Consider the following 13586-nt stretch of genomic DNA (forward strand, 5'->3'; position numbering starts at 1 on the left):
TATCTTGTGTTTTGTTGGATAAATTGAATGTTACAAAGCTTTACAATCATACTTTTAATCAAACATGGAAAAACCGCAAATTGCGGTTTATTAGAAAAACGCATTTGATGATGAAACTGGGTTTTTCTAAGTTATTTTAATCTATCAGTCTATCTAACTTCATTCAAAATAATTCTGGATTTTGGTAACTGTGGTAAATCATCTAAAAAGTAAAATTCATTAGCCAATTCTTTAAGCTTTTGTTTTACATTACCTATTTGAGCAAGGATGATAGCTTGTTTCCCCAATTTTTGCAGATTATGAACCAGTTTTACAAAGTCTCCATCTCCTGATACGAGCATAATTATATCTGGAGATTTATTACTGTGAATCTCCTCTAAACAGTCTGCTATCAATTGGTTATCTGCACTATTTTTTAAAGGACACGGAACATCAAGACAGTTAAAACCAAGATTGCCTAAATCATTTTTTACAGCAGCTTGTTCTTGTAGCTGTGAATTGTAGTAGACATTTGTGCTAGTTACATACCCTTTGGATTTTGCTAAATCTAGCAATGATTTAGCCTTAAATGGACTTAATTTAGCATTTTGATAATCCCAATAAATGGAAATTAGAGGTAGCTGTTGGCTTGTTTGTTTTTTAGAATGTTGATTAGCGTGTGGCATTGTAGTATATCCAGTATTCTTTGATGGACTGGACAGCTTCAACAAATCACACATCTAGAAGTAGCAGAGCTTGATACAAGGAATTTATACTCAAAAAGTACTTCCCTGCAATAAAGCTTTCTACCGTCGCTTTCGTTTGGTTTAAGTCTCAGCCGTAGAACTCCTGGCTTCCTACCAAGTTTCGCGTTATCCTTTCCCCTGAACATTCATCCAAACATCTTGTTTTCCCGTTGAAAGTCTAATCAATCAGTTGACTTGACATTTTGCTAAATAATCAGCCGAAGGGATGACACGAAGCTCGGCAGGAAACTAGGAATTCTGCTGCTGAGACAACACCAAAAACCTGCGCTTTAGAGTGCGGTTATTTTGCTGCCTTAAGTACACATTGTCATAGCTGATGCTGGATGTCAATAAAGTTACTTATGAAGATTTCGTAAAAGCGTAGACGCGTAGCGGCTTGTCGTAAAACATCGTCTTCTATGGTATTCTTTCACAACTACTATTTTTTTAGTTAATAAATAATTTACGGTTTACTTTGTGCGATCGCACCATACAAAATACCTAAAATTCTCTTAATATCCTTTATATAATATTCACTCAAATCAATCGAAACTATATTCCCTTCAAGTTTTAGAAATTGCCAGATAGTACCGATAGTAACAGCACCATATATAGCTTTGATTTGATTTCCACCTCTCTCGTTAAATAACTGAGCAGCTACCATTTCGGCAATACATTGGGCTAAACCAGACCTCAAATTCTCATTTTTACTTTCTACTAAGACAATCACTGGACTGCGTACAAGCAACTGCTCCGAAGAAAGACTCAAAATAAAATCACAAAAGCCGTTTAATCCTCGCTGGCTATCAACAGTAAAATCAACTCCCGAAAAAAAGCTGATTTCATAATTAAATTTGCGTCTAATTTCTAATAAAATTGGACTTATTATCATTTCACTTCGAGCTTTTTCTGAACTTATCGCTACTGCTAAATCAACATTTTCTTTAAGAATAGTAGATAATAAATCACTACATTCTTGCTCCTGCACATTTGCGAATAGTCCAGATGATTCGTGGATAGCTAACCCAAAAGAATCAATAACTTCAATAAGTTTAAAATCACTATAAGCCATAAAACTTACTCCTTTGTCTTATGACTGAATCCTATAACAAAGTTTAAAAATTCAGCTTTGGCGGAAATACTCTAGCTAAATCAAGAGATAAATCAGGGAAGCAGGGAAAAGCTATTATCTCATTTGACAATGAAATTCGCTTATTTGAATAACCATATCTGCCTTGATTATCCTGATATGGTTCCCTGTAAGCTTCCAAATAATTATCGAATAAATTGAATATCCAATAATCAGTAATACCCGCTTTAGCATAGAGAGGGATTTTCACATCTTGGTCATAAGCTAAAGAAGAATCTGCAACCTCTATCACCAATAACACATCAGTCGGTTTAGGGTGAGATGATAGATAATTATCATCTCGGTTTTGAACAATCGCAAAATCCGGTTCAGGTTCGCTCTTAGGTGGCAAAGTAATCGGAGCTTGAGATTGCAAAGTTGCCCTATCTCCTACAACTTTTGGGAGTTGCTTCCACAAATTCCTTAAACAAGTTTCATGAGCTTTACCTTTGGATGCCATTTCAATAATTTCCCCGTTGATTAATTCAATGTGGTCATCTTCATGGAAAAAGCCCAATTCTCCAAGCCTGTGATATTCATCCAGTGTGAAGCGTTTAGCCTGAGCAATACTCATAACCTTACCTTTCTCTCATTGCCATAATCCATAATACTTATTCTAAATGCGTCAGAAATTGGTATGCTAAAGGCCGAGACTCGCTATGAAAGCAAACAATGCCTGCGCCTAGTATCAACCCCACGATCACTGCCTTTCCCTTGACAGCTGTAGTCGGTCAAGAAGCAATTAAATTAGCCTTGCTGTTAGCAGCCGTTGATCCTGGTTTGGGAGGAGTAGCGATCGCAGGTCGTCGCGGTACGGCAAAATCTGTGATGGCTCGTGCTATCCACGCTCTACTACCGCCAATTGAAGTTGTCAAAGGTTCAATAAGCAATTGTGACCCCAACCACCCCGAAGAATGGGATGATCAACTTTTGGCGGAGTACGCAGACAAAGATATTCAAGATGTGCCCGTCGAAATTATTCCCGCGCCTTTTTTACAAATTCCTCTAGGTATTACAGAAGACCGACTATTAGGTTCAGTAGATGTTGAAAAGTCGGTAAAACAAGGTGATACCATTTTTCAGCCTGGATTACTCGCTACAGCAAACCGGGGTGTACTGTACGTAGATGAAATTAATTTATTAGATGACCAAATATCAAATCAGCTTCTAACAGTATTATCTGATGGACGCAACCAGATTGAACGGGAAGGGATTAGTTTTCAGCATCCGTGCAAATCCCTATTTATTGCCACCTACAATCCAGAAGAAGGCGGATTACGGGAGCATTTGCTAGATAGAATTGCGATCGCACTCTCTGCTGACGGTGTACTCGGCTTAGATCAAAGAGTAGAAGCAGTAGAGCAAGCGATCGCTTATTCTAAATCTCCCCAAGACTTCCTCAAACAGTACAACGAAGATTTAGACTCCCTCAAAACCCAAATCATCTTGGCACGGGAATGGTTGAAAGAAGTCATCATCACCCATGAACAAATAGCCTACTTGGTAGATGAGGCCCTTCGCGGTGGAGTTCAAGGACATCGCGCCGAGTTATTCGCCGCCCGGGTTGCTAAAGCTGCTGCGGCTTTGGAGGGACGAACAACAGTTAATGCCGAAGATTTGCGCCGTGCTGTGGAATTGGTGATTGTACCACGCGCCACAGTTGTGCAGACACCGCCACCCGAACAATCACCACCACCTCCGCCACCGCCACCGCAACAGAATCAAGAAGAACCCCAAGACGAATCAGAAGAGGAACAAGAAGAAGAAGAAGAACAGGAAGAGAATCAAGAGCAAGAACCCCCCAGCATCCCGGAAGAATTTATCTTTGATCCAGAAGGGGTAATTCTTGATGACAACGTGCTGTATTTTACTCAAATGGCGAAGCGGCAAGGTAAATCAGGTAGTCGCAGCGTCATCTTTTCCGATGACAGGGGACGCTACATTAAGCCGATGTTGCCCAAAGGGAAAGCGCGACGCATTGCAGTAGATGCTACCTTGAGAGCAGCTGCTCCTTATCAAAAAGCACGAAGAGAAAGACAACCAGATAGAAAAGTTATTGTCGAACAGCCTGATATTCGCTCGAAACGCCTGGTACGGAAAGCGGGGGCGTTGGTAGTATTTGTAGTAGATGCTTCTGGCTCAATGGCCCTGAATCGAATGCAATCGGCTAAAGGTGCGGTGATGCAACTCTTGACAGAAGCTTATCAAAACCGCGACCAAATAGCATTAATTCCCTTCCGGGGAGAACAAGCGGAGGTATTATTGCCTCCAACACGTTCTATTGCTTTGGCGCGTAACCGTTTGGAAAGGTTGCCCTGTGGTGGGGGTTCGCCCTTAGCGCATGGTTTAACTCAAGCTGTGCGCGTCGGCTTAAATGCTCAGATGAGTGGCGATATTGGGCAAGTTGTCCTTGTAGCAATCACCGATGGGCGGGGTAATATTCCCTTAGCGCGTTCTTTGGGTGAACAGCTAGAACCAGGAGAAAAGCCAGATATCAAAGGAGAATTATTAGAAATTGCTGCTAGAATTCGTTCTCTGGGGATGCAACTATTAGTAATTGATACAGAAAGTAAATTTGTGTCTACTGGCTTTGCTAAAGAATTATCGCAAACAGCAGGCGGTAAATATTATCATTTGCCAAAAGCGACAGATCAAGCTATTGCTGCCATGACCAAAGGTGCGATCGCTGATTTAAAATCTCGATAATTAGTCATTTGTCATTGGTCATTAGTCATTGGATTTTTGACTCAGCACGACTACGATCCAGTGGGCATTACCTGTGGTTGCAAATAGCAAATCAAATCTTGGATTCCCTTTTGCAGATACCGCGTTACCGTCATTGGACTAGTGCCAATATTCTTAGCAGCATCCTTGCGAGAAAGTTCTTTCAAAAATACCATTTCAACTGCCATCCGAGGCTTTTCTTCCAGCATATTTATTGCGCCTTGGAGTTGTTGGCGTTCTTCTTCTTGTTGCAGAAGAACATGAGAACGAGGACAAGGAAGTGCTTCACCCAAGGTTATTTGGCAATCAACATAGTTAACTGCGGTTGCATCTAAACTCAAAGGCATCCGATTTTGAGCAGCTAACTTGGTTTCTTGCCATTCTTGCACAGATACCCGCAGGTGGCTGGCAATTTCAGTATCCTTGGGCTGGCGACCTAAAGACATTACCAAGTCCTTGCGAATCTTTTGCCCTTCATTATATAATTCTTGCCAACGACGGGGAATTTTTAATAGAGTACTGCGATCGCGCAAAAAGTGCAGCATCTCACCGCGAATGTATGGCACAGCAAAGGAACTAAAAGCATATCCTTGGCTAGGGTCGAAACGCTCAATTGCCCTAATCAAACCAAAATAACCGATTTGTTCTAAATCTTCATAAGGTTCATTACATTGATGGCTGAATTTATGAGCCATCTTCCGCACTAAGCCGGTATGTAACTGTACAAGTTTATTACGAAGTTTAATAGAAGGATTCTGGTGGTACAAGTGTAATAATTCTATACCATCAGTTCGTAAAGAGGACTCACTTGTTGCCATATACATTCCCTTGTTGTAACTCCTATTCCTGAGATAATGGAGTTGCGTATATTTTCTTCTAAGCTGTTATTATTTTGCTTAGTCAGGGAAGAATAAGCTATCGTCGTTTCACTGAACTTGTGAGGAGTCTAACTCTACAATTCAGTATTTATACGCATGATTTTGATAACATCTCTGTTGCAGGTTGTTTCTATTTTTTACATAACTCTTCAATGACACATAATCTTTAGCTTTTGCAACAAAAACTAGCTATTTATGCTGAACAATGCATAACTGGATTAATAGCCATCTGTCATACTGAGAGCAACGTGGATCGGCACTGAATTAATTGCAAAAGAGACTGGGCAATTTTATCTCTGAGTACGCACTGTTATTAATAAAGTTCGGAAATCAAAATTGGCAGTTGGGTTGGAAAACAAAATCCAAGCTACAAAAAACAGAATCCCGACTCATTTTTACGGGAATTTGTACTTAGTTGGGTGCTGAGGGACATTTCCATTTATAGTAAAATTGAAACTTCGGAAACTTAGTGGAAACATAGAAACAGTTTGTTGACACGCAAGTTTGGTGGGTGTCACACTTCTGCTAAACAGGAGGGTGAACAATGAAAATCACCAAACACCGACAAAAAATTCTCGATGCACTTCAGCAATGGTTTAGTATCCATAAACAAGGGCCAACTCTAGAAGAGTTGTGTCAAGAACTAGGAATGCAACCACGTCAGAAAGCAACAGTTCAGCGCTGGTTACAAACTATGCGTGGTATCGATGTGGAATGGGATGACCACAGCGCCCGCAGTTATCGCCTCCTCACATCTGAACCGGAAAAATCTTCCTTACAGCTATCTGTTACCGATACTCTGCGGTATCTGGCTACTGGCGTGGTGCAGTGGGAAAAACTTGAGCTAGAAAAGCGAAGTCAAGTACCAGAAGCCCTTCGCATTGGTATGTCTCGTATGTACTTAACTTCCTTGCTACGGGGAGAACAAGCGCCAGAGAACCTACCCCAATTTTTTGATTGGGCGGAAACATCAATTACTTCTTGGAAACCAGCCCAAGAGATTAAATATCTTTCGCCAGATGTCAGCGTTATAGAAGACGGAGTAGTTTCCGATTTTGCAAGAGAATGGCAAGTTTCGGGTAATGATGTGGTGGCGCAGGTACAAGAGTCAGTACTGAAAGATGTACTGGAATACTGTCGGGGAAATCAGCTAGAAGATGCTTATCGCGCTTTTCGACAACTAATTATTACTAAACCCACTCTTCATTACTCAGAATATCGCCAACAGCTACGTTTACCCGAACTCAGACCACTGCGGGAGTTATTGTCACGGTTAGAAATCTATGTCGATATGGATAAGTTGGCAGAGGATAGAGTCTATCATCTGTGTCCGCGCTGCAAGTATTTGCAACGCCAACGCCCTGATGGTACATATACCTGCCGTACCCCTTGGTGTGAACGACTTTGTGCAACCAGTAACTTTCAACCATTACCACCTATTTCTAAAGAAAAAGCAGCAGACTGGAAAGCTGTTACCCCTGGTGTGCATTTGTACGGTACGCTTCCAGGAATTTGGGAAATTCAACTTCAAGAAGAACTTTCAAAATTGGGCTTGCGCGTTACTCTCTGGCCTTTTGTCGATGAATTTGACTTACTCGTAGAGTTCCCGCGCAAAGTTCGCTGGGCAATTGATTTTAAAGATTGGTCATCCGTAGATGAAGAACGTTTGCGAAAGGTGCAGTATCGGCGTGATGCAACGGAAACCTTTGTAGTTTTTCCAGATGAACGCGAAGACTATTTGCGGATAAAGGTAGTGCGCGAACAACTAGAACCTGAACTTGAAGGGGTGCGCTTGCGCTTATTTAGCGAAATCCTCACTCAGGCTCAAACAATTTTAGGGAAGAAAAAATAATGCGTGACACCATTAGCTGGCGCAAGGATCTGTGTAAAAAACTCCGCAGATCGGATGAATTACAACAGCATATAGTATCTAGTTTAGTTAATGCAGATACTAAGGTACAACAGCGAGAACTTAAGCGTCTTGCCCAACTCATTGCTGATGTGGAATTGGGATTAACCCTACTTAAGGAAGTAGCACCTGAAGAACCTGCAACTTCTGTGGAAGCTTTGCTCAAAGGATATCGCTTTCCAGTTGAACAACTACAAAGCGATCGCAACTGGCAACTTATACAAAATGCTCGTTTCTATTTGATTAAGCGTAAAGGCAGACAATGGCTGCGAGTTCTTCAGGAGTACATCAACTTACCTGAAATTATTAGAATCTACAGCCTAGAGGAGGCAAGGAATGTTCCCCAATCTATTCCATCCAGTACCTACCCAACTCGTTTAGAGAAGATATATCTTCCAACTTTATTAAAAACCCCACAGCATAGACAACGAAAAATCAAATTAGCAGATGAGGGGCGATGGTATGCCAAAATTTCCCAAAAAGGTAACTCTCCAGTTGAGGTTCCTATTGATATTCCCAAGGAAGTTGCTAATATAGCACCTTCGTCTGTAGTATCCCTTCATCGCACACGGACTAAGCAGAATCCACAGTGTAGCGTTACCCGTGAAGAATTAATACTAGCTGCCCAAGAAATGGACGATAAATTGTCCCAGTTTGGGCAACAAGAAAATTATCGTAACCGCTTGGAAAATATCCTCTTCCAGCTATACGATGCTGAATCAGATAATTTCCAGCACGGTGATCAGCTAACTTTAGAGGGTCTTATCCACATTGTTGGGCTTTTGAATGTGGGCAAGTCTACCTGTTGGAAATTCTGATTTACTTCTTCGCTAAACAGGGAGATCGCTGTGGGTTGATGGTGAATGATGTTGCTACAGCAGTGCGCCTCGCTTCCTTGTTCTGCCACAAATTAGGAATTCCTGCTGCACCAGTGTTGGGTAGTAAACGCCAAGAGCAACTGGTAAAAGTCTACGAACCTATTCTCAAAAATGAGGGTAAGGAAGTTACTAAAGGAGGAATGCATCCTGCATGGCGTTGGTTTAGTCAAATCTGTCCACTTTTACCTCTAGTGCAATCAGAAGATAAGTGGGAATTTGGCAATGAACCTTGTCACAAGCTTTATCAAAAAGTTCTTGTAGCTGATAATGATGATGATTCTGATGATGAAGACTGGCAGGAAAGTGATAAAAAATACACTTGTCCCTTATATTACAAATGTCCACGTCACCATTTAGAACACGATATTGCTACAGCCTTAGTCTGGATTTTCACCCCTGCTAGTTTCATTCATACTCGTGTACCCCGCCAGGGATTTGAACAAGACTTGACCTTTGCTGAGGCTGTTTATCGAGAATGTAAATATCTATTTGTTGACGAAGCAGATCGCGTGCAGATTCAGTTTGACGAAGAGTTTGCCCCTGATGAAGTCTTAGTCGATGCTTCTGGAAACTCATTTTTAAATAAACTCGGACTTAACCTGGCGACAATTTACAATTCCGATCGCGGTGATATGGCAGGCGATCGCTTTGTTGCTTGGACAAGCGCACATTACCATACCCAAAATACTACTAACCGCATCTATCACCTACTCCTCACCCACTCTAAATTGGTTGCGTGGTTGGGGCCACTTCCTTTTACAGGTCGTTCTCTATTTGCTCGGATTATCCGTGACTTGGTTGATCCGCCTGAGATTCCTGTCTTAGCGAAACCGAAACTAACTCGCCAACAAATCATGGAAGAACGGCGTAAACGCATCATTGAAGCAGATTTGGCTCCCACAGAGCAACGTCGCCGCCGCAAACAAATGATGGATCAACTAGATGGATTTTTACAACATCCGCTCAACCGCGGTCTTGGTGGTGAGCTTTCAGGTTTGGCGCTGACAATACTAACTGCGGAAGATGACCGTCAAGCCTTAGCTGAAATTGCTCCTTGGTGCAAAAGATGGATAGAAATCCATAATCTTTCCCTACCAGATGAGACTCAATTTGAGGAACTAACCCGAAATCTCCAGTTTGCGATTTTAGTCACCATACTCGACAATCGGCTGGGTTTTATAGTTGATAATCTGAGCGACCTCGGTCGGGTAATTAACTTGCACGACTCAAGCCAAGACCTTTTACATCGTCCACCGGATGACTTCCTCCCAGTTTTACCAGAATCGCCAGTGGGAAATATTTTAGGTTTTTTGTATAAGCAAGAACGTAGTGCTAAAAAAGCTGGCAAGTTGGACTATTTCCGTTATGTGGGTGTAGGTCGTGCGTTACTGTTAAATTTCCCAAAACTCTTTGCAGTTGACGATTGGGACGGCCCACATACTGTTCTGATATCAGGTACTAGCTATGCTCCTGGTTCGCCAGCCTATCATATCAGCGTAAAACCTAAAGTATTGCTGCAACCTAGAACTGGCGAGGCAGGTATAGCTGAGAGTCAATTTTTCTTTAGTCCCAAACAGAATCCGCAAGCAAACTATATTGCTTTATCAGGATTGCCACCTGCAACACGCAAACTTGCTGCTAAAGAAATGGTGGAGGCTATGTGCTACTCGGTAAGAGGTGGAGAGAGTTTTCTAGATGGGGTATTTCAGGATTTAGCACAGCGAAAACAACAGCAACCTGAATGGTGGAGCGATCGCGATCGCATCTTGATTGTCGTGGGTAGCTATGACGAATCGGAGTGGGTCACGTCTATCTTACAATCGCGCTACCGTTTCGATGTAAACATCAACGATGACGGTATTGCTACCCTCCGGCGTGACAATGCTCCTACTCATCTTCATGGGATTCTGCGAAGCGAAATCAGGAATTTACAACATTTACCCACCCAAATTGTAGTTGCTCCTTTGATGGCTCTAGAGCGGGGTCATAACATCTTGAATGCTCAAGGCAAAGCTGCATTTGGTGCAGTGCTGTTCCTCAACAGACCTATGCCAGTACCTGATAATTGGCAATCTACTGTTCAGCAACTCAACGCTTGGGCGCTGAAACACGAAAAAGACTCCACTCTTTATGAAGAAGCTCAATCAATATCGGGGAACCTAACCCTAACTCAGGTTGCAGATATCTTCTACCAGAATGCCGTTGCCGAGATGGTCAACTTGAACTATACAGCATGGGCTTTTAAGCAACTAACACAAGGAGAGCGATCGGTACTTTGCTGGACTCAGTTAGTAAGTATCTGGCAAATCATCGGGCGTTTGGTGCGTGGTGGAGTACCAGCAGTAGTCCATTTTATAGATGTGAAATTCGCGCCAAATTCAGCCATTGACGAACAAGACAGCGAAAGTACTTCACTTTTGGTTGCCATCATCAAGGTACTGGAACCCTATGTAGAAGGTGAGGATGTGCTGGCGCGATCGCTCTATGGAACTTTTTTAAATGCGTTGAAACAAATGAGAGAAAGAAACTTAAACTATGACTAAAATTATTCTTCCTGGTGCTTGGGAACTTACTGCAACGAATCCAACATGCAAACTCTCTGCAATGTATGTTCCTACTGCTTGGCGACAAGTCGCCAACAACCTTGCTCAACAGCGTGCCAGACTCCAAGGTAAAAGTTATCGGGCTGTACCAGTTTATTCCCTCGACCCTTTAATATCTGGTAGTTTTCCCCAAATTATCAAGACTTTGCGTAATGGCTGGCAAAAAGACAATATACCTTGGTTATTAGCAACAGAAACTACAGACCTTTCTGACTTGGGTAATTTGATCAAAGATTGGTTGATAGAAGAATTCAGTTCCTTGCAGGATGTCGAGTCACAGCTTACAAATCTGAATAATGATGATTGGCAATGGGAAGATTCACAAATCTATGAATTACTGCATCCTCAAAACAAAGTCGAAACAAGCAACCTTTACCAAGCAATTCCAGATTACCTTGCTGAGGAGTTTCTCAAAAACCCAAGAGTTTACTTTGGTGCCAATGAGCAGTATGAACTGACATTTTATCGGGTAGTCAGCCTCCAAGGCGCTGAGTTGATGTCATGGCCTCCCAGCGAAGTTACGGTAACTAAAGGCAAGGAAACAACAGAAACAGCCTATATCTCATTTGTTGTTGAGTTTGTTTTGCAAACAGTTCCCTGGCGCGAAAAACCTATTGTTTATCATCATTTATCAATTCGACGGTGGCTAACTAAACCTTTGAATTATGTACCTTATCCAGGTGTAAAAGCTCATATTGGTGATAACCGCCGATGGTTAGATGGACAACGCCAACCCTTTTGCTTTATTCCACTGACGATGAACCGTTATGGAAAGGAAGTGAAATGGCCTCAAGCCATCAGCAATCTTTTTTCTCTCAATGACTCTCAACTTCCTGAGGCAAATAATTTCGTTTCTAACCCAAATCAAAACTGGTCAGGCGTCAATACAATTCCTAGTGGGATTCAAGCTGCGATCGCCTACACTTCTAAATTAGGAGAACCACCCTGTTTCCCTGGTGTCAGTCCACAAGATTTGGCTAGTTTAGATCAAGCTATTGAAGCACATCTCCCTGTTCAGAGAGTGGGTGAGGCTGAAAGGGTGACAGGTAACGTTTTTATTTTCTGGCCTTTGGAGAAACCCAAACAGAAAATTATTCCTCTCCTTGCTGACGATGATATCCAATCTCCCCAGCCTAAAAAAGCCAAGAAATCTGATAACCCCAATCATTCACATACACCAATGCTGCGACCAAAATTAGCAGCGCCAGCAGTATTTCGTGAAGCTGAAAATCCCCTCCGTACCATACTTATTGTGTGGGAAACTCCACAGTGTCGTGATGCACTAGTTGCTGAAATTTGCCAGTTACTGTATTTATCACCCACAAAAGTAGAAAATATTTATCAAGGTTCCTGCGGTTCTCTGTGTATCAAGACTCAACATGTTGGCGACCTCACACAAGACCTGGAAATTCAACATTTCTCTGAAGCAAGGAAAACTTATCAACAGCAACGCCCTAATTTATTAGTAGAGCGCATTAATCAAATTACCGCGTTCCTACCCCAAAGTAAAGAACTAAGTGGGGCATTAATCGAAATTAGACCGAAACCTCGTATATCCGAGGCCGATCCCAAGTTGGCGTGGCGAATTGGGGCAATGAAAGCAGGCTATCTCAATCAACACATTCACCGAATAACCACCGTAAATGATGCAGAAAAACTGAAAAAATCTGGTTTGGAACCAGTAAAACGAGCAGTATCAGACTTACTAAGGCAATTTGGGATTTTACCCGATACTCCTTTAATTAATCGCAAAAAAGATGGCACTGATCCTGATGTTTGGTTAATGTGCTTTTATGTCCTACGCCGCACCCGCAAAACCAATGCCGAAAACATTCCCAAAACTGTTGTTTTGATGATCAGAGTAAATCCAATAACAGCTAAAGTAGAGTTAACAACTCCTGATTTATTTAAAGAACAAGGCTGGATATCATATCCTCTCGGACTCGCGCATCTTCTTGATGAAGACTGGGATTCTAACTCTTATGATGAAAGTAATGAAGAGCTTGATGATGAACAAAAGCGTAAAGAGCAAACGAAAGAACAAAAGCTAATCAATAAATTCGTTTCTGAATGTTTGCAAGAGTGTTTAAATACTCCAATTACTGATAATAAACCCCCGCGTGTACTGTTCATGACAGAGGCACTAAATGCCCGCAAAATGCTGAACTGGCTACAAAACCAAAATTTACTAACTAATGACCCACTGCAAGCACTAAAACAGTACCTTTCACAAGAACAAATCAATCGTCTATGGGTTGTGCGCTTACGAATTGCAGATAGTGGTGAAGTACCAGTCGCTATTGTTAAAGATTCTCCTGGGAGCCGAACTAGTGGAGTTTACCGATGGCAGGGTGTGTGTGATTATGGGGAGCGATCGCTCTACCTGAGCGTTAGAAAGGCGTTGTATACTGAACGAGGCACAACAATATTACAAAAAAATCAGTCTCGGCTTGATAATGGCAGCAAGCAAGCTGGAAGAGCCAGAATCTTAGAAATAGCCTTGATTCATCACCCAGAAATCAAGGGCGACAGGCTAGCTCACTTTGTCCACTCTCTCCGAAGTCGCTGGCCTTATTTTGCAAATGACGTTTCCTTGCCTTTGCCTTTTCCCTTTGCAATCAAGGCTAAAGAGTATGCTGTCAGCGCTAAAGATCCTATAGAACCCTCAGAGACTGACGATTCCAATTTTTAACAACGAAACTACCTTTCAGATTTTGCAACAATATTAAATCGTTGGCTG

Annotated in this window: 9 protein-coding genes; 5 read left to right on the top strand and 4 right to left on the bottom strand. The window is 42.0% G+C overall.

Annotated elements, in window-relative coordinates; translation table 11 throughout:
- Positions 1–149: 149 nt before the first annotated feature.
- The 3 genes from LC608_RS09555 to LC608_RS09565 all read right to left on the bottom strand — a co-directional run bounded on the left by LC608_RS09555 (position 150) and on the right by LC608_RS09565 (position 2428).
- Positions 150–665, bottom strand: coding sequence for an NYN domain-containing protein (locus tag LC608_RS09555; protein WP_229553312.1), 516 nt, complete (start codon positions 663–665; stop codon positions 150–152).
- A 523-nt stretch (positions 666–1188) separates the two neighbouring features.
- Positions 1189–1797 carry a hypothetical protein gene (locus LC608_RS09560; protein WP_229553313.1) on the bottom strand — a complete coding sequence of 203 codons (609 nt, stop codon included), beginning with the start codon at positions 1795–1797 and terminating at the stop codon, positions 1189–1191.
- A gap of 43 nt (positions 1798–1840) precedes the next feature.
- Positions 1841–2428 (bottom strand): Uma2 family endonuclease, encoded by a 588-nt coding sequence (locus LC608_RS09565; RefSeq protein WP_229553314.1) that lies wholly within the window; start codon positions 2426–2428, stop codon positions 1841–1843.
- 98 nt (positions 2429–2526) lie between these two features.
- Here LC608_RS09565 and bchD point away from each other — a divergent pair, with 98 nt between their 5' ends.
- Positions 2527–4560 (top strand): magnesium chelatase ATPase subunit D, encoded by a 2034-nt coding sequence (gene bchD, locus LC608_RS09570; RefSeq protein ID WP_229553315.1) that lies wholly within the window; start codon positions 2527–2529, stop codon positions 4558–4560.
- Positions 4561–4610: 50 nt separating this feature from the next.
- On the opposite strand, the gene LC608_RS09575 is transcribed toward bchD, so the two are convergent.
- On the bottom strand, positions 4611–5396 hold the full coding sequence (locus tag LC608_RS09575; protein ID WP_229553316.1) for an RNA polymerase sigma factor SigF: 786 nt from the start codon (positions 5394–5396) through the stop codon (positions 4611–4613).
- Positions 5397–6000: 604 nt separating this feature from the next.
- Between LC608_RS09575 and LC608_RS09580 the strand changes: the two genes are divergently transcribed.
- The 4 genes from LC608_RS09580 to LC608_RS09595 are packed head-to-tail and all read left to right on the top strand — an operon-like array spanning position 6001 to position 13538.
- The gene (locus LC608_RS09580) at positions 6001–7308 is read left to right on the top strand and encodes a Fis family transcriptional regulator (protein WP_229553317.1); all 1308 of its coding nucleotides are present in this window, start codon (positions 6001–6003) and stop codon (positions 7306–7308) included.
- On the top strand, positions 7308–8183 hold the full coding sequence (locus LC608_RS09585; protein ID WP_229553318.1) for a hypothetical protein: 876 nt from the start codon (positions 7308–7310) through the stop codon (positions 8181–8183). Before LC608_RS09580 ends, LC608_RS09585 begins: the two co-directional genes overlap by 1 nt.
- Positions 8171–10786: a hypothetical protein gene (locus tag LC608_RS09590; protein WP_229553319.1), complete on the top strand. Its 2616-nt coding sequence runs from the start codon at positions 8171–8173 to the stop codon at positions 10784–10786. The genes LC608_RS09585 and LC608_RS09590 overlap by 13 nt, the downstream gene beginning before the upstream one ends.
- Complete coding sequence (locus LC608_RS09595) at positions 10779–13538, top strand: pPIWI_RE module domain-containing protein (protein ID WP_229553320.1); 2760 nt, start codon at positions 10779–10781, stop codon at positions 13536–13538. The genes LC608_RS09590 and LC608_RS09595 overlap by 8 nt, the downstream gene beginning before the upstream one ends.
- Positions 13539–13586: the final 48 nt, after the last annotated feature.

The sequence above is a fragment of the Nostoc sp. XA010 genome (assembly GCF_020829625.1).
GTDB lineage: Bacteria > Cyanobacteriota > Cyanobacteriia > Cyanobacteriales > Nostocaceae > Nostoc.

Excerpts from the sequence above, each read along its gene's own strand:
- LC608_RS09575 (WP_229553316.1), bottom strand. The coding sequence starts at position 5,396 with ATGGCAACAAGTGAGTCCTCTTTACGAACTGATGGTATAGAATTATTA.
- LC608_RS09555 (WP_229553312.1), bottom strand. The coding sequence starts at position 665 with ATGCCACACGCTAATCAACATTCTAAAAAACAAACAAGCCAACAGCTA.
- bchD (WP_229553315.1), top strand. The coding sequence starts at position 2,527 with ATGCCTGCGCCTAGTATCAACCCCACGATCACTGCCTTTCCCTTGACA.
- LC608_RS09565 (WP_229553314.1), bottom strand. The coding sequence starts at position 2,428 with ATGAGTATTGCTCAGGCTAAACGCTTCACACTGGATGAATATCACAGG.
- LC608_RS09585 (WP_229553318.1), top strand. The coding sequence starts at position 7,308 with ATGCGTGACACCATTAGCTGGCGCAAGGATCTGTGTAAAAAACTCCGC.
- LC608_RS09595 (WP_229553320.1), top strand. The coding sequence starts at position 10,779 with ATGACTAAAATTATTCTTCCTGGTGCTTGGGAACTTACTGCAACGAAT.
- LC608_RS09580 (WP_229553317.1), top strand. The coding sequence starts at position 6,001 with ATGAAAATCACCAAACACCGACAAAAAATTCTCGATGCACTTCAGCAA.
- LC608_RS09560 (WP_229553313.1), bottom strand. The coding sequence starts at position 1,797 with ATGGCTTATAGTGATTTTAAACTTATTGAAGTTATTGATTCTTTTGGG.